21 protein-coding genes are annotated in these 22,442 nt (G+C 72.0%); 3 read left to right on the forward strand and 18 right to left on the reverse strand.

Annotated features, from left to right (window positions below):
- The first annotated feature begins 79 nt into the window (after positions 1 to 79).
- Complete coding sequence (locus IEY75_RS15510; protein ID WP_189115072.1) at positions 80 to 763, forward strand: pentapeptide repeat-containing protein; 684 nt, start codon at positions 80 to 82, stop codon at positions 761 to 763.
- Positions 764 to 765: 2 nt separating this feature from the next.
- Here IEY75_RS15510 and IEY75_RS15515 read toward each other — a convergent pair whose 3' ends face one another.
- The 9 genes from IEY75_RS15515 to IEY75_RS15555 form a co-directional block, all read right to left on the reverse strand.
- On the reverse strand, positions 766 to 2,478 hold the full coding sequence (locus IEY75_RS15515) for a carbamoyltransferase C-terminal domain-containing protein (RefSeq protein ID WP_189115073.1): 1,713 nt from the start codon (positions 2,476 to 2,478) through the stop codon (positions 766 to 768).
- Positions 2,475 to 3,866 carry a B12-binding domain-containing radical SAM protein gene (locus tag IEY75_RS15520; RefSeq protein WP_189115074.1) on the reverse strand — a complete coding sequence of 464 codons (1,392 nt, stop codon included), beginning with the start codon at positions 3,864 to 3,866 and terminating at the stop codon, positions 2,475 to 2,477. Before IEY75_RS15520 ends, IEY75_RS15515 begins: the two co-directional genes overlap by 4 nt.
- Positions 3,845 to 5,056 carry a radical SAM/SPASM domain-containing protein gene (locus IEY75_RS15525; RefSeq protein WP_189115075.1) on the reverse strand — a complete coding sequence of 404 codons (1,212 nt, stop codon included), beginning with the start codon at positions 5,054 to 5,056 and terminating at the stop codon, positions 3,845 to 3,847. The genes IEY75_RS15520 and IEY75_RS15525 overlap by 22 nt, the downstream gene beginning before the upstream one ends.
- Positions 5,057 to 5,115: 59 nt before the next feature.
- On the reverse strand, positions 5,116 to 5,277 hold the full coding sequence (locus IEY75_RS15530) for a hypothetical protein (protein ID WP_189115076.1): 162 nt from the start codon (positions 5,275 to 5,277) through the stop codon (positions 5,116 to 5,118).
- 128 nt (positions 5,278 to 5,405) lie between these two features.
- Positions 5,406 to 5,759, reverse strand: a complete 354-nt coding sequence (locus IEY75_RS15535; protein ID WP_189115077.1) for a helix-turn-helix transcriptional regulator — start codon at positions 5,757 to 5,759, stop codon at positions 5,406 to 5,408.
- A 133-nt stretch (positions 5,760 to 5,892) separates the two neighbouring features.
- The gene (locus tag IEY75_RS15540) at positions 5,893 to 7,749 is read right to left on the reverse strand and encodes a zinc-binding metallopeptidase family protein (RefSeq protein ID WP_189115078.1); all 1,857 of its coding nucleotides are present in this window, start codon (positions 7,747 to 7,749) and stop codon (positions 5,893 to 5,895) included.
- A gap of 150 nt (positions 7,750 to 7,899) precedes the next feature.
- Positions 7,900 to 8,655 carry a GOLPH3/VPS74 family protein gene (locus IEY75_RS15545; protein ID WP_189115079.1) on the reverse strand — a complete coding sequence of 252 codons (756 nt, stop codon included), beginning with the start codon at positions 8,653 to 8,655 and terminating at the stop codon, positions 7,900 to 7,902.
- A complete protein-coding gene (locus tag IEY75_RS15550; protein WP_189115080.1) occupies positions 8,652 to 9,659 on the reverse strand; it encodes an acetamidase/formamidase family protein in 1,008 nt (335 codons plus the stop codon). The genes IEY75_RS15545 and IEY75_RS15550 overlap by 4 nt, the downstream gene beginning before the upstream one ends.
- A 4-nt stretch (positions 9,660 to 9,663) precedes the next feature.
- Entirely contained in the window at positions 9,664 to 11,049 is a 1,386-nt protein-coding gene (locus IEY75_RS15555) for an APC family permease (RefSeq protein WP_229789747.1), read from the reverse strand.
- Between the two features lie 212 nt (positions 11,050 to 11,261).
- On the opposite strand from IEY75_RS15555, the gene IEY75_RS15560 reads away from it, so the two are divergent.
- On the forward strand, positions 11,262 to 12,554 hold the full coding sequence (locus IEY75_RS15560) for a helix-turn-helix domain-containing protein (protein WP_189115081.1): 1,293 nt from the start codon (positions 11,262 to 11,264) through the stop codon (positions 12,552 to 12,554).
- A gap of 6 nt (positions 12,555 to 12,560) precedes the next feature.
- Here the strand turns inward: IEY75_RS15560 and IEY75_RS15565 are convergent, their stop codons facing one another.
- Positions 12,561 to 13,184: an HAD-IA family hydrolase gene (locus IEY75_RS15565; protein WP_189115082.1), complete on the reverse strand. Its 624-nt coding sequence runs from the start codon at positions 13,182 to 13,184 to the stop codon at positions 12,561 to 12,563.
- A 331-nt stretch (positions 13,185 to 13,515) separates the two neighbouring features.
- Here IEY75_RS15565 and IEY75_RS15570 point away from each other — a divergent pair, with 331 nt between their 5' ends.
- A complete protein-coding gene (locus tag IEY75_RS15570; RefSeq protein ID WP_189115083.1) occupies positions 13,516 to 15,282 on the forward strand; it encodes a S9 family peptidase in 1,767 nt (588 codons plus the stop codon).
- Positions 15,283 to 15,286: 4 nt separating this feature from the next.
- Here the strand turns inward: IEY75_RS15570 and IEY75_RS15575 are convergent, their stop codons facing one another.
- The 8 genes from IEY75_RS15575 to IEY75_RS15610 all read right to left on the reverse strand — a co-directional run bounded on the left by IEY75_RS15575 (position 15,287) and on the right by IEY75_RS15610 (position 22,416).
- Positions 15,287 to 16,633, reverse strand: a complete 1,347-nt coding sequence (locus IEY75_RS15575) for a helix-turn-helix domain-containing protein (RefSeq protein WP_189115084.1) — start codon at positions 16,631 to 16,633, stop codon at positions 15,287 to 15,289.
- A 132-nt stretch (positions 16,634 to 16,765) separates the two neighbouring features.
- Complete coding sequence (locus IEY75_RS15580; protein WP_189115085.1) at positions 16,766 to 18,238, reverse strand: tyrosine-type recombinase/integrase; 1,473 nt, start codon at positions 18,236 to 18,238, stop codon at positions 16,766 to 16,768.
- A gap of 90 nt (positions 18,239 to 18,328) precedes the next feature.
- The gene (locus IEY75_RS15585; protein WP_189115086.1) at positions 18,329 to 18,628 is read right to left on the reverse strand and encodes a DNA-binding protein; all 300 of its coding nucleotides are present in this window, start codon (positions 18,626 to 18,628) and stop codon (positions 18,329 to 18,331) included.
- Positions 18,625 to 19,056 (reverse strand): hypothetical protein, encoded by a 432-nt coding sequence (locus tag IEY75_RS15590; protein WP_189115087.1) that lies wholly within the window; start codon positions 19,054 to 19,056, stop codon positions 18,625 to 18,627. Before IEY75_RS15590 ends, IEY75_RS15585 begins: the two co-directional genes overlap by 4 nt.
- Before the next feature lie 180 nt (positions 19,057 to 19,236).
- Positions 19,237 to 19,602, reverse strand: a complete 366-nt coding sequence (locus IEY75_RS20970; RefSeq protein ID WP_229789748.1) for a hypothetical protein — start codon at positions 19,600 to 19,602, stop codon at positions 19,237 to 19,239.
- A 172-nt stretch (positions 19,603 to 19,774) separates the two neighbouring features.
- Entirely contained in the window at positions 19,775 to 20,230 is a 456-nt protein-coding gene (locus IEY75_RS15600; protein WP_189115088.1) for an XF1762 family protein, read from the reverse strand.
- A 606-nt stretch (positions 20,231 to 20,836) separates the two neighbouring features.
- Positions 20,837 to 21,889, reverse strand: a complete 1,053-nt coding sequence (locus IEY75_RS15605; RefSeq protein ID WP_229789749.1) for a DNA-methyltransferase — start codon at positions 21,887 to 21,889, stop codon at positions 20,837 to 20,839.
- Positions 21,886 to 22,416, reverse strand: coding sequence for a hypothetical protein (locus IEY75_RS15610; protein WP_189115089.1), 531 nt, complete (start codon positions 22,414 to 22,416; stop codon positions 21,886 to 21,888). The genes IEY75_RS15605 and IEY75_RS15610 overlap by 4 nt, the downstream gene beginning before the upstream one ends.
- Positions 22,417 to 22,442 lie beyond the last annotated feature (26 nt).

Genomic DNA, 22,442 nt, shown 5'->3' on the forward strand with positions numbered 1-22,442 from the left:
GCGGCCGGGTGGGGTAGTTGTACAGATGGCGGCGCGCGCGGCGGCTTGGCATGTCGGGGCGGCTGGCTACGGTGGGGCCATGGTCGTGCGTTCCCCGCGGCGCGGTGTCACGCGCTGGCAGCCCCCGCAGCCGCCCACCGTCCCCGCCTCGCTGACCCGCGGGGTACTGCCGGACCACGACTTGGACCATGAGGTGTCCTTCGACCGGGTCGAGTTCGACGGCCTCGACTTGACCGGCCGCCGCGCGGGCGGGGTGCAGTTCGAGGAGTGCCGGCTGGTCCGTACGGATCTGGCGGAGACGGTGCTGGACCGGTCGCAGTTCTCCGAGTGCATCGCCGAGCAGGCGAACTGGGCGAATCTGAAGGCCACGAAGTTGACGTTGCTGCGCTGCCGGCTGTCCGGGCTTCGGCTGACCGGCCTGCACTGGGTCGACGGCGGCCTGCGCGACGTCACGATCTCCGAGTGCCGGGTGGACCTGGCGTCGTTCCGGTTCTCGTCGTTCTCCGCGGTGCTGTTCGAGGACTGCGTCCTGACCGGCGCGGACTTCACCGGCGCGAAGTTGGGCGGTGCCCGGTTCGTGGGCTGCGACCTGACCGGCGCCCGGTTCCCCGAGGCACAGCTGAAGGGCGCGGAGTTCTCCCGCTGCACCCTGGCGGACATCGACGGGATTACCAACTTCGCCGGGGCGGTGATCGACAGCCACGACCTGATCGCCCTGTCCTACACGCTGGCTGGGGCGCTGGGCATTCAGATCCGCGACTGATGTCACCGCCGGCCCCCGATGAGGGGGGTCTTGCTGACCAGCAGCGGGCCTAGCTGTAGGTGTTGCAGGTCGGACCCGTCGAGGACGGCGAGGGCGCCGGCGGCGGTGCGGGCGATGGGCTGGCCGTGCAGGTTCAGTGAGGTGTTGAGCAGGATCCCGCGCCCAGTGGCCTGCTGGTAGGCGGTCAGGATGGCGGCGAGGCCGGTGTCGGTGTGGTCGTCGACGATCTGTGGCCGGCAGGTCAGGTCCGCGGGGTGGACCGCGGCGATCATCTCGGGCAGGGCGTCGGCGCGGGCGGGCATGGCCAGCATCATGTGCGGGCTGGGCAGCTTCTTCGGGTTGTGCAGGTAGTCGTGCTGGCGGCTGGCGAGCACGGCGGGGGCGAACGGCATCCAGAAGTCGCGCTGCTTGACAAGCCGGTTCAGGATCCGCGGCAGGTCGGGGTTGGCGGGGTCGGCGAGGATGGACCGGTTGCCCAGGGCGCGGGCGCCGAACTCCATCCGCCCCGCCGCCCGACCGACGATTTCGCCGCGGGCGACCAGCGCCGCGACCGCGGCGGCTGGGTCGGCAGGGTGCTCGACGTGGTAGCCGGGCCGGTCGGCCAGGGCCGCGGCGGCGTCGGCTTCGGTGATGTCGTCGCCGAGGTAGCAGTCCGCCAGCGGCGCGACGTCGGCGTGCCCGTATTCGTCGGCGGTGTGCTGGTACAGGGCACCCAGCGGAAGGCTCTCGTCGCCGCAGGACGGGAACGCGGCGAAGCTGTCGACGCCGGGCAGGGCGGCGAGGCGCTGGTTTGCCTTGACGTTCATGAACACCCCGCCGGCGGCGAGGACGTCGCGGATGCCGGTGTGCGCGACGGCGGCGGCGGTCCAGTCGGCGAGGAGGTTCTCGGTGAACAGCTGCAGTCCGGCGAAGACGTCGTCGAAGCGGCGGCCTTGCAGCCGGGCGGCGATCCGCGGCCAGCTGCGCTCCACCGACGCGGTGGTGGTGCGGCGGAAGGTGAGTCCGTCGGCGGAGAGCTTGAGGAAGTCGCCGTAGACCGCAGCGACCTGGCTGGCCCGGCCGGGATCGGCGTGGGGGGCCATGCCCATGAGCTTGTACTCGTCCTCGTGCGGGGTGAAGCCGTGGGCGTGGGTGGTCCAGAAGTACAGCAGCCCGAGACTGTTGCGCAGGTCCGTGCGCGCTACCTCGGTCGCGTGGCCGTTGCGCCAGACGGTGATGGTGGCGCAGGCGCCGTCGCCGAACCCGTCGCAGGTCAGCACCAGGTAGGGGCGGGCGGGGTCGGCGCGTAGGCCGTAGTAGGCGGTGGCGGCGTGGGTGCGGTGGTGTTCGTAGAAGCTGACCGGCGCCTTCACGCCCACGCCGGCGAGGGCGTCGGTGACCTGGCGGCGGTTGGCCGGGGAGTCGTCGGCGAGCAGTTGCACCTCGTGGCGGGCGACGCCGGGTCGGCGGTGGAAGTCGACGAGCCGGCGCAGGAACTCCTCACGCGGGCAGTGCGCGACCGGGCCGGTGCGGGCGCCGTAGGCGACGGCGGTCACGTCGGCCGGATCCGCGGCGACGTGGCGCAGGCATGCGGCGATCGCCTCGCGGGGGAAGCCGATGTGTCCCTTGTTCCGGGTCAGGCGTTCCTCCTGCACGCAGTAGATCAGCCGGCCGTCGACGGCGATGGCGGCCGCGGAGTTGGCGCCGGCATGCAGGGCGAGGGTCAGGGCGGTCACGAGATGGCTCCGGCGGGCTGGCGGGTGGGAATGTCGAGCAGGTCGGTGAACCACTGCCACTCGGCGAACTTCAGCTCGGCCAGCCGGGTCAGGTCCCCGGCCCGGGACTCGTGCAGCCCGGCGAGGACGGGCCGGACATGCTGGGCGTACCAGTCGGACAGCTGGGCGTCGAGGTCGGCGATCTCGGGGTCGGCGAACCGGAAGCCGCGGTGGAACGGTGCGGCATCGAGCAGGCCGTCGTCGCGGATGCGGCGCTCGGCGACCGTGCCGGGGATGACCAGCAGCCGCGAGCGGGCCAGGAACTGCGGGACCCGGTGGCGGCCGAACTCCTCCAGGGCGGCCAGCTCGGCGCGCAGGGCGGGCAGGGTTTGCCAGGGGTGCCAGAGGATGTAGCTGGCCACGGTGGTGATGCCGGCGGCATCAGCCGCCGCCACCACGCGGCGCAGGTGGTCCAGGTCCTGACGTTTGCCGTACAGGCGGTGCAGCGTGTCCGGGTTGAGCGACTCCACGCCGATGAGCAGTACGTCGACGCCGGCTTCGGCGAGCAGGGTGATGGCTTCGCCGGTGAGGGTCTCGGACCGGATGTTCATGCTCAACCCCACCCGCCCAGCCAGGCCGTGGGCGTGGAGGGCGTCGCGGAGTTGGCCGGCGCGGCGGATGCAGGCGTCGCGGGTGCCGCCGAAGTCGACGTCGTCCATGGAGAAGCGGGTGGCGCCGGTCAGCTCGTGCAGGTGGGCGATGTCGGCGACCGCAGCGGCGATGGGGAGTTCGGTCCAGCCGGCGCCGAGGTCGGCGTTGTAGGCGCAGAAGGTGCAGCGGGATCGGCAGCCGCGGCTGGCCGACACCGACACCACCGCCTCCGGCTGCCGAGCCACATCCTCGGCGGTGAGGTCGAGCAGCGAGGTGTGGCCGCGCAGCGCGTCCGCCGCATCGGCGGCGACCGCGGCCACGAGCGGGTCGCGGGCGGGCCCGCTGTTGGGGTGCAGGCCGACGACGTGGTCGACGGCGCCGTGGGCGCGCAGCTCCGCGGCGGCGCTGGTGGCCAGCGGCCCGAACCCGAGCACCGCGACCGCGTGCCGGAAACGGGCGGCGGCCAGTTCGTCGGCGATCTCGGCCAGCCGCGGCCCGTAGGCGTCGGAGGTCCACAGGTGCACGATCAGCACGTCGAACCCGCCACCTGCGAGCACGTCGGCGAGCGGAGAGGCGTTGGCGGCGCGGTTGTAGGCGTCCAGCAGGCAAACGTGGTGGCCGCGGGCGCGTAGGTGGGCATGCAGGGCGAGCGCTTCGCCGTCGACGTGGTGCTGCTTGAACCCGCCCTCGTACAGGCTCGGCGCCCACAGCAGGATCCGCGCCCGCCGGGTCGGGGTCAGCACTCGCAGCGCCGGCATGGCGTGGCCACCTCCCCCCGGAACGCGGCCATCGTCGCCGAGGAGAACCACACCTGGTCCAGGTCGTCGGTCAGCAGGTTCCCGCACCGCATGGCTGGGTTCTCCACACCGAAGATGCAGGGGTAGATGTCGGCGCGCTGGTCCACGGCGAAGCCGACGGTGCCGCTGCCGCACGGCTCGTCGGGGTTGATCGTCTCGATCTCCACCGCGTGCAGCCGGGCCAGCCGCGCGCACTCCGGCACGAGCGTGCCCATGATCTGCGCGTCGTCGAGGGTGTGCGCGACCGTGGAGCGGCCGACGGGCTTCTGCGGGAAGAACTTGAACCGCGAACAGCCCACCTGCACGCCGACCTTGACGATCTGCTCCAGCTCGGCAAGGTTCATCCGGTTGACCACCGTGTTGATCACCGGGGTGGCGAACTGCGCGATCTGCTCGATCCCCGCCAGCGTCCGGGCGAACGAGCGGGGGGCGCCGCGGATCAGCTCGTGCGTGGCGGCGGTGCCGCCGTCGAGTGATACCTGCACCGTGCCGACACCCAGCTCGCGCAGCCGGGTGAGGGTGCGTGGGGGTAGGACGGTGGCGTTGGTGCTGACCCCGAACCCCATCCCGCGGCCCAGGATCTCGCCGGCGATGTCGAAGAACCCGTCCAGCATCAGGCTCGCCCCGCCGGTGACGTAGACGTCGAAGACGCCGTAGTCGTCGAGCCGCCCTATCACCTCCCGCCACGTCTCGGTCGGCAGCAGGAACGGGTCGGCTTTCGGGCCGCCGGAGCAGTAGCAGTGCAGGCACTTCTGATTGCACACGGTGAACGGCTGCAGGTGCACCCACATCGGTTTCAGCACCGGCAACGCGGGCCGGCGCTCAGCGATTGCGCGGCCGGCCCCGTCCAGGTCCGCCGCGGTGACCGCAGTCGGGCGCTCGTCGGCGGCGACCAGCACGTCCTGGTCGAGAAGGCTGGCGACGATCTCCGCCCAGCCGGCCTCGGTGATCGGGTCCAGGCCGGGCACGTGCACCGCCGGCGACGGCGCGGCGGCGGGCCGGGACCGGTGGTGCAGCAGCACCAGCGCGACGGCGGCGGGGTGCAGGTTGAAGATGCGCCGCGGCCGGCCCCGCCACGCCAACGCCCCGAAGTGCTCATGCCGCAGCCGCAGATCCGGCGCGACGGTGATAGCCGCTGGAAGTACCGACACCCTGACCCCCCTTCCCGGGTGGTGGGGCGGGCCTGCTGGCGCCCGCCCCACCACGACCATCACTTCGCCGCCGACACCTGGCGGTCAGCGGTCGCGGCCTGCTTGCCGGTCGGGAACGGACGGTCCGGGGCGACTGTGCCCGAGTAGGTCCGGTGGCCGATCGACAGCGACGCCGCCGCGGTCGTCTCGTACGCCGTCACCGGCGGATACGTCGAGGACATGCCGATACCTCCTGCGATATCGCTGGGTTTCAGCGGGTACCTCCCGCTATCTACTCATTGACCCACCGCCCGCGCCGTGAGGCCAGAAGGCCGATCTGTACAAGTAGGAGGGTCGCTACTTGTACAGATCACCGTCCGGCGCCGCCGGGCCCGTCGTGCGATGCTCCCGACCCCGCCGCGCGCCGGCGACGGTCTGCGGCCAGTTGCTGAGCCCGCACCGGCGGCCACAGCGCCTCCAGCTCCCCACCAGCGACGAGGACCTTGTCGCAGCTGGCGGCCAGCTCCCGCGACGGCCAGCGCTCTGCCCGCTCGGTCTTGGCGACGGTCTGCGCGCTTTGAAAGACGAGGTCGGCCAACCCCTGCTGGGACAGCCCGCGCCGGATCCGCCATGAGCGCAGGGCGGCACCGAAGCGATGCGCCGGCGACGCGTCCGGGGTCAGGTCACTCATCCGGCCGGCCACAGCCACCACCACCCGGGCCACCGCAGCCGGCACCGCGCAGGGGGCACCCGGCCGGCGGGAGCTGGAATCTCCGCCGGCCGGGGCTTTCCCCAACCCCCTCCGCTCGCCCCTCGGGTGGGCGAACGTCTTTCACCCGGCCGAAGCCGGACGCGGTTCACGCGCCGCTCCAGGTGAGCCGGCCCGCTTCGGCCATCACGTCGAACAGCGCCTCCGCATGCCCCGCGTCGACCGGCAAGCCGGTGGCGGTGGCGGCGCGCGCGGCGAGCAGCGGCACCGGGCTGGCGTCATCGACGGCGTGCGCGAGGGCGACCAGCCGGGCGTAGTCGGCCGGCCCGTCACCCAGCAGCCCCGCGAGCCGGCGGCGGCCGGCGGTGTTCAGCGCCTCGGCCAGGGCGTGCAGGGTCCAGGGGCCGGTCCAGCCGCGTAGCGGCACCCGCCCCACCGGCAGGCTCGTGACCGGCGGGGGCAGCGCCGGGGCGAGGCGGTGGGCGTGTTCGGCGACCTCCTTGCGCCGCGCCTCGACGTCGAGCAGCCCGCTGGGGTGCCAGCGGCTCAGGACATCGAGGCCGCCATGCGCGGAGTCGACGGCAGCGACGAGATCCGCGGTGGTGGGCTGGCGTGGGCCGCTGTCGCCGAGCAGGTCGGTGATGCGGCGCAACGCGAGGTCCGTGGCGGCGTCGGTGACCTCGGTCAGCGCCGGCCCGCCGATACACAGCGCCGTGACCGCGACGGCGGCGGTGATGGCGCCGAGCCGCAGCTCGGGGTAGGAGATCGTGGCCGGGGTGTCGCCGCTGGTGTGCTGGTACCTGTTCGGTTGCCGGCTGAGCCGGGCGGCGGGGATGCCGATGGCCGGGTCGGCGTAGAGGGCGTGGTCGCCTGCGCCGACGAACGGCACGACACCACGCGCCCAGGTCGGCAGCCGCACGGTGCCGGCGTAGGAGCGGACGTCCGGCTGGACCGCCCGGGCGGCGGCTTCCAGGGCACCGGCCAGCGGCGAGGGCTGGTGATCGGGCGACCCCTCGATCGTGAGGGTCCCGCCGCACAGCTGGGGATCTCCGCCCAGGGAGTCCAGGCACAGCACGAACTCCGGGCCGGCGTCGCCGGTGTCGGCGATGTCGTGCAGGAACGCCGCCGTACCGACCGTCTCCGGCGCCCACAGGAATGCGAGGTCGGGGCCGGCGTTGGCGCCGAAGATGGAGTAGGCGGCGTAGGCGATCGAGGTCAGTGCGGCGGCGCCGGAGGCGTTGTCGTCCGCGCCCGGGCCGGCGTGGCACAGGTGCGCGGACAGAAGCCCGTGCGGGCGCCCCTGGCGGCGGACCTTGCGGCGGGCGTAGACCAGCGGCATCGCCGCCGGCGGGTCGCCTTCGACGAAGACGTGGACGTACTCGCCGGCGTCGGCGGCGTGCTGGAGCCGGGCGGCGTGCTGCAGCGACACCGAGAACACCGGCAGCCGGGTGCCGTCGGCGGCCTCCAGCCGCTCGACCAGCGAGGCATCGATGTTCGACCTGCGGTCCGTGCGGACGGCTACGCCGATCGCGCCCTGGTCGGCGAGCTGCTCCAACCGCGCATCGAGTGCCAACCGCGGCGTGGGCGGTAGGAGGTAGAACGCGCCACTGATACGCCGGTCGGGGCTGCGTTCCAGGTCCACGACCGGGCCGGTCAGCCCGGTCGGCGGGGTGGCCGCGCAGCCGCGGGCCATGGTGCAGGGCTGCTCGGGGTAGGCGATCAGCGGGGCGCCGTCGCCGTTGATCGTCAGGGTCGCCGTCCGCACGGCCGGGGCGGTGCTGGGGGCGTGGTTCCACCAGTGGGCGTCCGCGGTGCCGGGTAGGTAGTGCCGCACGTGCACCTCGAGCCCGGCCCGGTCGGCGCGGGCGGCGACGAGTTCGGCGGCGGCGAGCAGCCCCTGGCCGCCCTGGGTCCGGTCGTGGCCGGCCAGCGTGGTCAGGTCGGTGCGCAGGGCGGCGGTGGAGATGACGTCGCCGTAGGCGGTGGCCAGGTCGGTCAAGCGCACGGAACTGCCTTTCGCGGAGCGGTTTCGGGCATGGCGGGATGGCCGCGCCGGCCCGTCGGACGGGGAACCTCGGGGCCGGCGCGGAGCCGGGGCGCTGCTAACGGGGTCGGAGGCCGGGCTCGGCGCGCGGTCGGCGCGGCGGGTGGGCGGTTAGGTGTAGACGGCGGTGGCGGCGTCGCCGATCGCTGCCTTGGTGACGGTGCCGATGATCGGCAGGCCGGCCAGCGGTCCGCCGGCGTAGCGGGTGGGGAGCCGGTCGATCGCGTCGGCGACGGCGGCGCGGACCTCGGGGACGGCTTGGTTGAAGAAGAACATCCGGTCGTGCAGCCCGAGCGCGTGCACGAGCACGCACAGCCCGTCGGTAACCGGATCCGGGGCCAGGCCCTTGACGATGTCCTGCCCGTCTACCGCGTCCCGGGCCCGCGCCCGGACGCGGACATTGAGGCCGCCGTCGGCGAGCGTGTGCCGCGGACCGAGCAGCCGACGGTGCACCGGCCGAAGCCGCCCGGCCACGACCAGGTACGCCTGGGTCCGCTCATACAGGCCGGGCGCGATCAACCCCAGCGCGGTCGGCAGGGACAGGGTGCCGCCATGGACCCGCAGCCGGCCCATCGCCTCGGCCAGCAGCCGGTCCGTCGGCGGCTGCGCGAAGGACCGCACGAACACCCGCGTGTGATCGACGGTGGCGACCCCGGCGATCAGCAGGTCGGCCAGCGTCGCCCCCGCCAGGGCGACGGCCAGAGAGCGGGGGTTGACCAGGAGCTTGAACCGGCGGTCCTCGTCGTGGGCGAACAGGAACACCTCATCGCGCACCGTCAACGTGTGGGCGCCGCGGTCGCGGGCGTCGGCCGGGATCCGCTGCACCGCCACCACCCGCTCCCCAACGACCGCCCGCCCGGCGGTCACCGGTACTCCCGACCGCGCTCGGCCAGCCGGCTGTGCACGCCCTCATACGGGGTGCCGCCGGGCACGTACCGCTTCGCGATCCCGGCCGCGATCGTGTAGTTCGCGTCCACGACGTTGCCGATCGGCGCGGTACCGGCCTGGGACAGCAGCTGGTACGAGTCGAGGGCGTCCATGCCGGTCAGCTCGCCGATCCAGCCGACCAGGTCGTGGCAGCCGGACCGGTAGGCGTCCTCCAACGGCCGCGCCACCCCGACCGAGAACAGCTCCGAGTCGGACTCGATCCGCGGCGTCGCCGTCGCCACCGCCTTGATCACGTCCACGATCAGGACCGTGGTCATCGCCGTCTCGACCGCTACGCCGCAGCACTCCCCCTCCCCCTGCCGGGCGTGCCCGTCGCCGAGGGCCAGCAGCGCCCCGTCGACGTTGACGGGCAGGTAGAGGGTGTTCCCGGCGCGCACGTGCGGGGTGTCGAGGTTCCCTCCGTGCCGGTCCGGGACGATCGTCAGACGCGCTTCCCCGGCTGCGGGGGCCACGCCGATGGTGCCGATCATCGGCTCCAGGGGCAGATCCACCACGTGGTCGCTGCGGCGGGCGGTGAACCGGACGGTCCGCGTCGACCGGTCGATGTCGTAGCGCCAGACCCGCTCCTCGAGCCACGGCTGCAACGTCGCCGTGCTCGGGGTGCCGGTGAGTGCCCCGAAGCCGGGGAACGTCGCCGAGAACCCGTGGTCGCGGCGTGGGGTGATCGACACGATGTGCACGGCGAGGGTGTCACCCGGCTCGGCGCCCTCGACGTGGATCGGGCCGGTCACCGGATTCAGGTTCGGGAACCGGCACACCCGCGACGGCAAGTCGTCGACGCTCAGCACGGCGCCGCCGAAGCAGTCCTCGGTCTGTACCTGCAGCACCTGGCCGGGCCGGACCTTGGCGATCGGGGGCACGCCGCCGAAGGTGTAGGCCAGCCGCTCGGCGGTGGCATCGAGGACGAGCAGATCATCGGACATCGGGTTACGCCTCCTGAAGATGGTGGGGCAGACGGGGACGAAGGCCGGCCGCGTACATGCCGGCCAGGACCAGCACGCCCACCCCGAGCCAGATCACGCCGACTTGCTGGGCGAGCAGGTTCGCGTTGACCGCGACCGCGATCAACACCGCCGCCCCGGCCAGCGGCAGCAGCAGTTGACGGACGAACTTGGGGCGGCGGCCGGCACGGCTGTGGTGCCAGATCACCGACGCGTGCAGGGTGATGAAGGCGATCACCGCGCCGAAGTTCACCAGCGAGGACAGCAGGGTGATGCCGTCGGCGCGGCCGGCCATCCACACCCCCAAGCCGAGGGAGAGCACGGCGGTGGTGAGGATCGCGTTGATCGGCACCGCCCGCTTCAGCGACACCCGGGCGAGGAACGCGGGTAGCTGCCGGTCGCGGGCCATCGCATACAGCAGCCGCGACGTGGCGGCCTGGGCGACCAGTGAGTTGGCGATCCCCCACGCCAGGGCGGTGGCGATCGCAGTCAGCGTGGCCAGCCAGCCGCCGCCTGCGACGCGCGCGGCGTCGTAGAACGCCGTCCCGGCCGGGTCGCCGTTGGCGATCAGGCCGTCCGGGTCCGGAGCGAGCAGGGCGGCGACCCAGCCCTGTACGACGAACAGCGTCCCGGCCAGCAGCAGCGCGGCGACCATCGCCCGGCCGACCTGACGGCTGCCATCGCGGGTCTCCTCGGCCAGCATCGAGATCCCGTCGAAGCCCAGGAAGCTCAGCATGGCCACCGACACCGCGGCGAAGATCACCGGCCAGGCGAACGCGTCCGGGTCGAACAGCGGGCTCCACTCGAAGCCCCGCCCCTTTCCGTCAGCCAGCGCCTTCATCCCGATGGCGAGGAACACGCCCAGCACGGCCAGCTCGGCGACCAGGAACACCTTCGTCACCAGGGCGGTCAGCCGGATCCCGAAGCTGTTGACCAGCGTGTTGAGCAGCACGAACCCGACCACCCACACCAGCGTCGGAACCGCCGGGAAGGCCGCGTTCATCGCCACCCCCGCCACGACGTACAGCAGGCACGGGACCAGCAGGTAGTCCAGCAGCACCGCCCACCCGGCCAGGAACCCGACCGGGGCCGCGATGCCGCGGCCGGCGTAGTTGTAGACGCTGCCCGCCATCGGGTACACGCGCACCATCTGCGCGTAGGAGTTTGCGGTCAACATCATCGCCACCATGCCGACCAAGTACGCCAGGGCGACCATCCCGGCCGACGCCGAGAAGACCGAGCCGAAGATTCCGAACGGTGCGATCGGCACCATGAAGATCAACCCGTAGAACAGCAGATCCCGGGTGGTGAGCGTGCGGCGGAGTTCTTGGCGGTAGCCGAATCGTTCGAGTGAGGGGTCGGTTCTGGTCACGTGCAACACTTCCTGCCTCGGAATCGGGGGTGAGGGCCGGTGATCCCGGAGAGCGTTCTACCTACCGGCGGCGTTGTATGGTCATGGACCACGGAGCGCGGGATCGAGGGGCCGACCTGTCCGCGCGTCGTGACCGTCCAAGCACACTCCCGCCGCCTCGGACGGACAACAACCCGGGGCGAATCAGTACCGAATCAAACTGCGAAGGGCCCATGACGGCGGACGGCATGCCCGATGCGCTGCGCGAGGCGCGGCGTAGCTCCGGCATCGCGTTTCACCGCTTCGCCAGCCTCGCCGGATACTCCGAGGGTCACCTGCGCAGTGTCGAGAACGGGCGCCGGGCGGTCACCGAGGACATCGCCACCGCGTACGACCGAGTGCTCCGCACCGGGGGTATGTTCGTCGTCCAGCTGCGGACGCTCGGCGGCATCGACGCGGTGTCGTGGGGGCGGGCCAGCACCGAGGCCTTGCTGACGACGATCACGCAAGAAACGGACGATGTGAAGCGACGCTCCATCCTGGCGCTGCCCTGCGGGGCCATGGCCGCCACAGCCACCCTATGGGCGGACGCCCTCAGCCCAGCTACGCCCGTCGAGGGCCACGGCCCCCAGCGCATCGACGTCCGCCTTGTGGATCACATCGATCAGCGGCTCGACCACCTGCGCCACCTCGACGATCAGATAGGCAGCGGGGAACTCACGCGGCTTGCCCGGTCCGAGCTAACGCTGATCGCACGCCTGCTCCGCAACGGTCGATTCACCGAACCGGTGGGCCGGCGCCTGTACTCACTGGCCGCGGAAGCGAGCAGGCAGGCGGCGTGGGGACACTTCGACCAAGACCACAACGTCTCAGCGCAGCGCTACTTCGATCTCGCGCTTCGCGCGTCAGCGGACGCAGGCGATCCTGCCGCGGGTGCGTACGCCATGTCGTTCATGGCTGTGCAGTGCTACTCGACCGGCCATCCGCGCGACGCCATCGCGCTCCTCGAGGCCGCGCAAGCAGCCATCTCGCGGACCGGCACGGCGCGCATGAAAGCCATGCTCGCGGCCCGTCATGCTCGCGCGCTGTCGAAGACCGGTGACAAGCAGGCGTACGCCAGGATGCTGCACAAGGCGCGGGTCGAACTCGAGCGCGGCCCGAGCGAGGACGACCCGCCGACGTTGTACTGGGTCAGCGAGGCCGAGATCGAGATGATCGCCGGATCGTCCGCGTTGGACCTGGGTGACGCGCGAGAAGCCATTCGTCGGTTCGATGCCGCCATCGCAGCGGACACTGTCAAGGGCGAATACGCGCGCAGCCAAGCCATCTACTTCGCGAGGGCAGCAAAGGCGCACATTCAGGTCGGTGACCTCGATGGCGCCCTCTCGCGCGCCGAAGACGCCCGCCAGTGTCTCTCCAGCGTGGACTCAGCTCGTTCGTCAGCAACGCTGGCTCAGCTCCGTGGACTGCTGCGCTCGCACGCCAAGAGCCGAGCGGTCCGAACCTTCCTGCAGCAGGACGCCTGAATGGCGTCAGGTCGCCGGTAGGCCGAACAAGGCCCGTAGGACGCGCGATGTCTCGTCCTCGTCCAGCGCGTGGATGACCGTCATGCCCATCCGCTGGGCCGGAACGAGATTGGCTTCGGTGTCGTCGGCGAAGACGCACCTATCGGCCGCTACTCCGAGTCTTTCGAGGGTGTACTCGAAGATCGCAGGATCGGGCTTACGGATCTTTAGGTCGGTCGACAGAACGAAGTGATCCACGGCGTCGTGCAGGTTATAGGTCAGGTAGGGATCGTGCGGGTCGGTTCCCAGAGAGTTCGACAACACCGCCGTGCGGATACCTGCCGCCCGCGCCTCACGCAGCACGTTCAGCACTTCATACGCAGGATCGAGCGCGTAGAGCACTCGGCCCATAAGGTTGGAAGGGTCGACTCCGATCAACGCCCCGAACCCGGCGTTCCAGTCCCGCTGGTCGATCTCTCCCAGCTCGAGTCTCCGGTACAGGTCTTGCCCGCGGGGATCCGCCCACGCGCGCAGGAAGACGCCTCGTCGGAGCCGCTCTCGGTGCTCGAAGTGGTCAATGACCTCCACCATGTTGCTGGTCATGACGCCCGCGAAGTCGAGGATCAAGCCGTCATAGCGCTCTGCCACCACGAATGGTGATGCTATCGGACGACCCGATCTTGCCCCCAACGTCGATGGGGCCGGCTCGTTCGTCCTGCGCTGGAGCTGCGAGAACCTGTCCGCTGTGCGTGGGCCGGCCGGGTGTGGCCGGCCCACGCACATTGTCGGTATGGAGTTCTCAAGTCACGGTGCCGCTGAGGGCCGGCCTTTGAGCGTTGACCAGGCCGTACGCCCATTCAGCCCGACGGGCGGTAGCGGTGGAACCATCGCCATGCGGACAAGGAGCGTTGTCCGCATGGCAAGCACCTGGATCGCCGTGGCGCGCGTGCGGCAACGGGCTCGCACGTGATGCGATAGCGGCGTGACGCTTCAGCCTGCGCAGCCACTGGACGCCCGTGTGGTCGCATCGGATCGGACAACTCTGGATCATCTCGTCCACGCCGGCGGCGGCTTCTATTGGCTGGAAGCCGGCGGCCGATCGGGCGGCGAAGCTGTCGTGGTGCGCGCGGAGCCTGGCCATGTACCGGCGGTGGTGTCGGTTCCAGGTGTCGAGATTGCCAGCGGGCTGCATTCGTACGGGGGCGGCGCGTACGCGATCGCTGGTGATGGGGCGCTGTGGTTCACGACGACGGACAAGGCAGCCCTGTACCGGCGCGGGCACCGCGAGCTGGTCGAGGTAGGCATCGGTGTCATCGGCGATCTCGTGGCTGATGGGGATGCCGTTCTCGGAGTGCGTGAGGACGCCGACGGCGACGCCCTCGTCCAAGTCGGGCCCGACGGCCGGACAGTCGAACTGATGCGCGCCACGGCCCACCTGTCGTCGCCGACCAGGTCGGGTCAGCGCATCGCATGGCTGCAGTGGGACGACGAGCACATGCCCTGGGATCGGTGCGGGCTCTGGGTCGGGCAGATCGGGCCGGACGGCAACCTCGTTGACGCGCAGCTCGTTGCGGGACTGCCGGAGGAGGCCGCGGCCCAGCCGCGCTGGGCGCCGGACGGCACGCTGTACTTCGCGTCCGACCGGGCGGGCTGGTGGAACCTGTACCGGTGGGACGGACATCGCGTCGCCCGGCTAACGGACACCGCCGGCGAGCAGGCCGTGGCGCATTGGGAGCACGGCTACCGGACGTTCGACCTGCTCCCCGACGGCCGGATCGTCGTGATCACCCAGCGCGGCGCAAGCCAGCGGCTGGAGGTCGTGTCGCCTACCGGCCGGACGGAAGTGGTTCCGCTGCCGTACAGCTCGATCAAGCCTTACCTCGCAGTGGGCGACGGTGCGGTGGGCATCATCGCCGCGACGCCGGTAACCAGCCCCGCGGCCGTGCTGGTGAACATCGACACCCCCACGACAACGCCACTCAGCACCCCCGCTCACGAGCCACTGGATGGGTCCGCCCCGGTGCGCAGCGAGCCGCTCGTGGTCGGCGGCATCTGCGCGACGCTCTACCGAGCCGGCCCACGGGACGCGCCGCTGCCCACGATCGTCCGGGCACATCCAGGTCCGACCTACAACATGCAGGTCAGGGTCGACGCCCACATTCGGTACTTCACGAGCCACGGCTTCGCCGTGGTCGACGTGGACTACCGTGGCAGCACCGGCTACGGACGGGCGTTCCGGCAGAGCCTCTACGGGCACTGGGGCTGCTACGACGTCGAAGACTGCACGGCCGTGGCGCGCTGGCTGATCAAGGAAGGCTACGCGCGCGGCGACGCGACGTTCATCGCCGGAGCGAGCGCTGGGGGCTACACCGCGATGCGCTGCGTGAGCCGCAACGACAGCCCGTTCGCCGGCGCGGTTGCCTCCAGCGCGATCGCCGACCCGCAGCGGTGGACGACCACGGTCCCACGCTTTCAGCGGGCACACGCGAAGGCCCTGGCCATTGGCGCCGAGCCCGTGGCCGCGGACACGATCGCGCGTCCTGTGTTGCTGCTGCACGGGACCCGCGATGCTGTCGCTCCGATCGACGACGTCCGGCCGCTGGCGGCGGCGCTTCGAGGGCGAAGCGGCGAGCACCAGCTCGTGGAGCTCGACGCGGGCCACGGCCTGACGGCGCCGGCCACGCTCGTCACTGCGCTGGAGGCCGAGCACGCCTTCTACGGTCGCCGGCTCGGCTCGCCCGTGGGCTGAGGGTCTATCCGGCCAGCCGGAGGGCGCCGGCTGCCGCGGGGGGTGAAAGGCGCTCGGTCGCGTACTCCCGGAACTCGCGCACGGCTGCGACGTCGGCATGGTCGGCCAGGCGCGCCAAGACGGCCAGAACACGTTGGGAGCTGCGGAGCGAGGCGATCGCGGCGGCGTGATCCACGGCGGTACGGCCGACCGCGCACGCCTCCTCGATGTCGCCGGAGGCCGCCAGCGACGTTGCCAGCAGCGCGGTGTCGATCGCCAGGCGCCGGCGGCGGGTCGGCGCGAGGCTGGCGACGGCCTGCCGTACCTCGGCCTGGGCGGCGCGGTGCTGGCCGAGGTCGACCAGACAGTGCGCCCGCTCATCGGCGAGGTATGCGCCGTCGAAGTAGCCGATCCACGCCGGTTCGTCTCCGGGGCGGATGGCCTCCAGTTCGCGGTCGGCCACCGCGAGCGCGCGCGTGCTGGCGGCTTCCTCACCGAGTCGGGCGTGAGCGCGGGCCGTAACCGCGGCGAGCGCGGACCGGATTGCGGGTGTGGAGCAGCTATCCGTTCCTGCAGATGCGGCGAGGCTCATCCGTAGGGCGGTAGAGGCGTCACCGCAGTGCAGCGCGAGATGGGCGAGGCTGACCCCGATGAGGTAGGCGCCGTAGCGGCGGTCGTCCTGTGCGGCGACCAGGCCGTTCAGGTAGTGGCGCTGGGCGGTCCCCACGGCGCCGACGTCGACAGCGGCGTAGCCGGCCAGCTCGTACGCGCCGACCACCAGACTCCGGCCGGTCGACGTGGCTGCGGGCCCGTCGGATGCGGATCGTAGGGCGGTGACCTCGCCGGCGATGAGTGTGTCGATCTGGTCGTGGACGACGCCGGCGCCGTACCGGTGGTCGGCTTCCCGGAGGCGCTCCAGCTCTCCGGCGGCGCGATCGAGGACCGCCTCGTCCGGGGTCAGCATCGGCGGTCGGCCAGGTGCGTGGCCCAGGTTGCCCAGCAGCCAGTCCAGCGTCGGGCGGTCTAGCGCCGGCGCCTCGAAGCCGGAGTCGCCGGCGGCCGGCCGCCGCACGCCGTGGAACCGTGCGGTCTTCCACAGCGCCGCGAGCGCGCCTCCGGCGCCGAGGACGGTGTCGCAGTCGGTGACGAAGCGGTCTGACGGCACTCGCTCGGCAGTTTCACAGCGTCGAACGGTGTCAGCCGTGTATCTGATCTTGCGACCGAGTTCGGCTTGGGACAGTCCCGCGGCGGTGCGGAGTCGGCGCAGTTCGGCGCCGAAGTAGTGCAGCGTGGACGCCGATGGAGTCAAGCGACGTGGCTGCTGACCCATCGCGCCTCCCGCCGCTGTTCCCTGGCCGGGTCTGCCCGGCATCTGAGGACGGTACGCGTGGCTAGCGTCGCGCGGGGGTCGCCAGGCCGGGGAGACCTTGAGCAGCCGGCGCAGCGGCCTGAACGCCACCGACGGGGCGTCCGACCACGCGGTCGGACGCGCCCCTCGACGGTGTCAGGCGGCCTTGGGCCGCGAGCGCGGCACGAGCTTCGTGACCTTGTTGGCGGTCTCCTTCTGCAGTTCCTCCAGTACGGACGTGTAGAGGTCGGCGGTGATCCGGTAGTTGGCGTGGCCGAGGGTTTCCTGGATCTCTTTGAGCGTGGCTCCGGCGGCGAGCATCAGGGTCGCGGCGAGGTGCCGCAGGTCGTGCAGCCGCACCGGCGGCAGCCCCGCGGCAGCCACGATCTTGTAGAAGATGCGGGAGAGCTGCTCGGGATGCCAGGCCGAGCCATCGGATCGGACGAAGAACAGCCCACTCGCCACCCATTTGGCTCCGGCCGTGAGCTGCCGCTGCGAGCGTCGTGCCTTGTATTTGCGCAGGCTGCCGGTGGTGTCGTCGCCGAGCGCGACCTGGCGGGCGCCCGCGCGGGTCTTGACCGTCTTGGTTACCGGGACGTAGCCGACGCTGGTGATCTGCTGTTCGACACCGAGCTGCCCGTGGACGAGGTCGACGTTGTCGTCAGGCAGCCCACACGCCTCCCCTCGCCGCAAGCCACGGTGCCCCATGACCTCGTAGACGGGGGCCAGGTCGGGGTAAGCGGCCTCGGCGTAGTCGAGGAAGATGCCGAAGTGCTCGGCGGTCCAGACCATGACCGGGGACGGCCGCAGTCCGGTGCGCTCCCACTTGGCGACGGCCGCCTTGGTCCACAGCCGCGGCTTGGGCGAGGCGCCGGAGGCCAGCTCGACGTTGACCGCCGGGTTGTACTCGAGCAACCGGTGGATCCGGATGGCGTCGTTGAGGGCCTTACGGATCGTCGCCTTGATGCGCTGCTGGCTGGCTGGCCCGACGAGCCGCTGCCCCTTGACGCTGGCGCGAACCGTCGGGTCGGCGCTTTGCCGCGCTTCGTGGATCTCGGCGTTGCGGTCGTCGATGGCGTCGAAGATCGCCAGGAGGTGGTGGGTGCGCAGCTTCTGCAGCGGCAGGTCCCCGATCGCGGGGGCGAAGTAGAGGCGGATGTGGTCGTCGTAGTTGCGGTAGGTCTTCGGCGAGATCTTCCGGCGGCGGCTGGTGAGCCACTCGACGAGGTAGTCCCCGGTGGTGGTCTCGGCGTGGACGGCGACACCGGCCCGGATCCGGCGGGCCACGGTGTCGCGGTCCGGCAGTGGCTCGCGCTGCTTGAGGCCCTGCAGCAGGTCCCCGACGGCTCGTTTGGTGTCCGGGTCGTCGCCGGCAAGGCCGAGTAGCTCGCGGACGGCGTCGCGGGCCGCGACGGCTTCCTCGCGGAGGCTGTAGCCGGAGCGGCGGAACTGCCGGCGGGTTCCGGCCGCGGTGGGTGGGAGCTCGACCTGCATCGCCCAGGTGCCGTGGTGCGGGCTCCAATTCTTGTCAGATCCTCTGCGCAGTTTCGGGCAGGTGGCGCCGACGAGCTTGCCGTCGGGGTTTCGGCAGGTGCAGCGTTTCGTAATAGAGCGGTCGGGCGCGGCCATGGGCACACTCCTCCTATGTATCGAATGCGGGGATGCGATTTCGTGCTTCCTACTTGGCGTGGTTGATCAACGCTCCGATTCGGGAACGGATCAAGTCGACGGCGCTGATTCCGTCGTTCCGTCGGTTGATGGCGGGCTGGGGTGGCGTGGGGGTTCGGCGGGGATGCCGAGCACGGCCATGATCGACAGGACGGACACCCAGCGGCGTTTCCCGACAGTCATCACCGGCACCGGGAAGGCGCCGCGACGGGCGGCGTCGTAGGCGACCGTGCGGTTCATGCCAAAGATCGAACCGGCGGTGGGGATGTCGACGAGCGTCCCGAGGGCGCGGATCTGCGCAGCGGTCCAGCCGTTGGCCCGGCCTTTGGGCCGTCCCTTCGCCGCGCTCACCCGGTGCCCCTGCCGCGGCGGCGGGCGGCGGTGACCGCGTCGATCATCGCCTTCCACTGCGCGCGCCGCAGGCCGTGGACCCGGTCGATGAGTAGGGGCCAGTACAGGGCGAGGCGGCGGACGATCAGGCTCCAGCAGTCGCTGTGCAGCACGGTGACGGTGGTCCCGTTGCGGCTGCGCACCGTGCGGACCGCGCCGGCCGGCGGCGCTTCGAGGAGCTCGTCGACCAGGCCGGGCAGGTCGATGTAGTCGAGCAGCTCCGCGGCGGGGATCCGGTCCAGCGCGGGGTTGCGCAGACGCCGGGGATGCAGGTTCGGCCGGCGGGCCAACGTGGCGGCCATCAACGTCGCCGGCCGCAGGTAGCGCCCCGTGGCCGGCGCGGTCCGCGCCGGGCGGGCGGTCTGGGTGTGGGAAATGGTGGAAGGCATATCGGGCTCCCGAAAAAGGCCAAGTCGTGGAGCCGGCCCACCGGCGCGGACAGCAGCACCACCAGACGGGGACTGTCGGCGGCCGAGGCCGGAGAAGAAGAGGCCGCCGGTGGCACCCGGGCGCGGCTGGAAAGCCGTCGCGGTTCTTGGGTGCCACCGGCGGACCAGTGGTGGGGAATTTCAGGACTGGGCGGGCCAGCGGGCCAGGCCGAGCAGGTCCAGGATCGGCGCGACCGGCACCCGGTACCGGCCACCGACCTTGATCACCGGCACCGGGAACGCGCCCCGGGCGTTGATCGGGTACGCCGACAGCGGCTGCAGCCCGAGGATGGACGCCGCGGTCTGCAGGTCGGTAGACACACCCAGCGCCCGGATCTCCTGCGCCGTCCACCGGGTCGACCGCCCACCGCTCGCGCCGGACTTACCGGCGCGGTCGCTGGTGACGGTCTCGGTCGTGGTGGTCCGGCGCAGCTGCCAGCGGCTGGTCTTGCGGTGCGAACCGGCGTAACGGCCGGTGCGGGAGTTGGTGTTGTCGTCGGAAGGCATACAAAGCTCCTGAGAGACGAAGATGGCCGGCCCCGGGATCCGCGACGTCGCGGATCCCGGGGCCGGCCTGATGAAGGGGGTGTTGGTGCGAGGTGGTGCTGCCGTTGGCGCGGGCGCGCTGCGGGCGGGCCGTGCTCCGGTGGACTCCTTTCGATCAGCGCCGACAGCGGGGTCAGGTCGCTGGGGCGTGCCAGCGTCGGCGGGCGATGCCGTCGACACCGTGGTCGGCGCGGCGGCGGCTGGGCCGCGACCAGCCGGCGGTCGGGGGCCGGGAGGCGACGACCTGCCAACCGGCCGCGCGCAGGCTCGCGCCCGATTCACCGTTCTGGGTGTAGGTGATCAGCCGGCGGTAACCCATCGCCTTCGCCGCCCTCCATGCCGCCCCGTACAGCAGGCTGCAGGCGTTGCGCGCGCCGTCGGCGACGGCGACGCGGGTGACCTCCAAGGTCTGGCCGTCGTCGAGGAGCCGGGCCACGGGTCGGCCCACGACGGCGACGCCGACCAGGACGTCGCCGTCAGCCACGCCGAGCGAGAACTTGTGGCCCCGGGGTGGCCGGTGGTGGCGGTGCCAGTCGTCGATGAACGCGACGGCTTGGGCGAAGGTGACCGGCACGACCCGCAGGGTCACCGATCGACCTCACGCCATCCGGACCGGCGCCCGGCCGTCCGGGCCGCCGCCGGCCGGGGCTCGGGCGCCGTACGCCGCGGTCGGCCGCCCGGGGCCGGGACGGCACCGTTGCCGAGCGCACGGGGATCGGGAGTTGGTAGGTGGTTCGACAGCATGCGACTTCCTTGGTCAAGAAGGCGGCCGGGCCGGCATCCGCAACAACCAGATGCCGGCCCGGCCGACGGGGGAAGGGATCTACAGAGGTGGCGGAACGGGCCGATCTGCGGTCCGGGCCGGACGGCGGGGATCGGCTCGCCGCGGCGGCGGCCCTGCGGGAGCAGGGGCCGGCCGCTGCGATGGATGTGGTGGGCCTCCTCGGCGAAGGTGAAGCCGGTGTCGGGTGCGTCGGCGCCGAGCTGGCGCAGCAGCGCCACCGGCAGCCGGCCGTTCGGGCCGGCGCGGCGACGCCGCCACGTCCGCGCCGCCATCCAGTGCCAGGCGTTGGTGAACAGGGACATCGGATCGGCCTCCTGGGCTGTGGCGGGAAGAAGGCCCCGCCGGCAGCGCGTCACCGCGCTCGCCGCCGGGGCCTTCAAAGGTGTGCAGTGTGGTGCGGTAGGGGCTCCTCTACTGGTGGGGGTCTGGCAGGTGCGGGCGTAGCCGGAGCAGGGCCTCGTCGTGGTAGGCGCCGACGGTGTCGATGCCGACGTACGAGCGGCCGAGCTGCAGCGCCGCCAGGCCGGTGGTCCCAGCTCCCGAGAACGGGTCCAGGACCATGCCGCCGGGTGGGCAGCCGGCCGCGATCGCCCGCATCGGCAGGTCGACCGGGAACGGCGCGACGTGCGCCCCCCGGTACGGCCGCGTGGCCAGCAACCAGACGTCGCCCGGGTTCTTGCCGCGCGGGTGCGCGGCGGTGTGCCGGCTACCGGTCGGGGCGAGGTTGACCGCCCCGGCGCGGGGCATCACGGAGCCGACACTGTATTTACTAGCGCCCCTGCGTCGTGCGGTCGCGCCGATCCCACCTGTGGCGCCCTTGCGGGAACCGCCGAAGACCCTGCTGCCGTCGGCGGCCTCGGGGCGCAGCAGCGGCTGGCGGATCGGATCCAGGTCGAACCAGTACCTGGCCGACGCGGTGAGCAGGAAGAACATCTCGTAGGTACAGGACAGGCGATCACGCACCGATTCGGGCATCGGGTTGGTTTTTGCCCAGACGATCGCGTTGCGGATCCACCAGCCGTCCGACTGCAGGGCCAGCGCGGTACGCCAGGGCACGCCGACGAGGTTCTTCGCCGGCAGCCTCTTTCCTTCTTCTCCTTCCTTACCTACTACGGGTGGGGTGTGCCGGTCGGCGGCGGTGTAGCCGTCGCCCAGGTTCAGCCACGCCGTACCGTCCGGTTTGAGCACCCGGCGGATCTGCGCGAACACGGCGACCAGCCGGTCGACGTACTCGTCAACGTTGGGCTCGAGCCCGTAGGGGACCTCGCCCGGCTGGCTGCCGGTGGGCGCGTAGTCCCGCAGTCCCCAGTACGGCGGTGAGGTGACCACGCAGTCGACCGACGCGGGCGGCATCGCCGCCAGCACCTGCACGGCGTCGCCGCGCAGCAGCCGCACCGGCCCCACCTGCCCATGTCGGAACGCCGCGAGGGGGTCGCCACCCCCGGCCGGCGAGGCCGCGCTCACGGGAACGGCTCCCACCGGGTCGGGCACAGCAGCAGCCGCAACGCGAGCGCCGCCTGGGCGGGAACGACCCCGTTGCCGAGCACGTGCAGCGCCCGGGTCCGCGGCAGGTCCAGCTCGGTGACCCAGCCGGCCGACAAACCCATCAGCCACTCGACGAACGGCGGGGCCAGGACCGGCTTGCCGTGGCGACCGGTCTGCGTCGCCGCCGGCGCCGACCGCCCGAGCAGCAGCTCCCAGCAGGCGACCGCCTGCGCGTAGATGCCCCACGCCCGCTCGTGCGCGGCGCTGGCCACCGTGGTCCGCAGGCCCGGGCCGCCGGTGCCGTGCCGGCCCGGCCCCCGCCCATCCGACGCGCGCGGTGTCGGAAGGACCGGCAGCCGCACCGATGCCGACGGCAGGGTCAGGTCCCCGCGCCGGCCCCGCTGACCCGGGCTGCCCTTGACCCCGTCGCTGGCACGCGGCGTCGGCAGCAGCCCGTCGGCCGGCGTGGACGCGCACGCCGGGAGGAACCCGGCGAGCGTGTTCAAGCTGTGCCGACGGGTCGCCCCGGGCG

The sequence above is a fragment of the Pilimelia terevasa genome, from assembly GCF_014647915.1.
In the GTDB taxonomy this organism is placed as follows: Bacteria; Actinomycetota; Actinomycetes; order Mycobacteriales; family Micromonosporaceae; genus Pilimelia; species Pilimelia terevasa.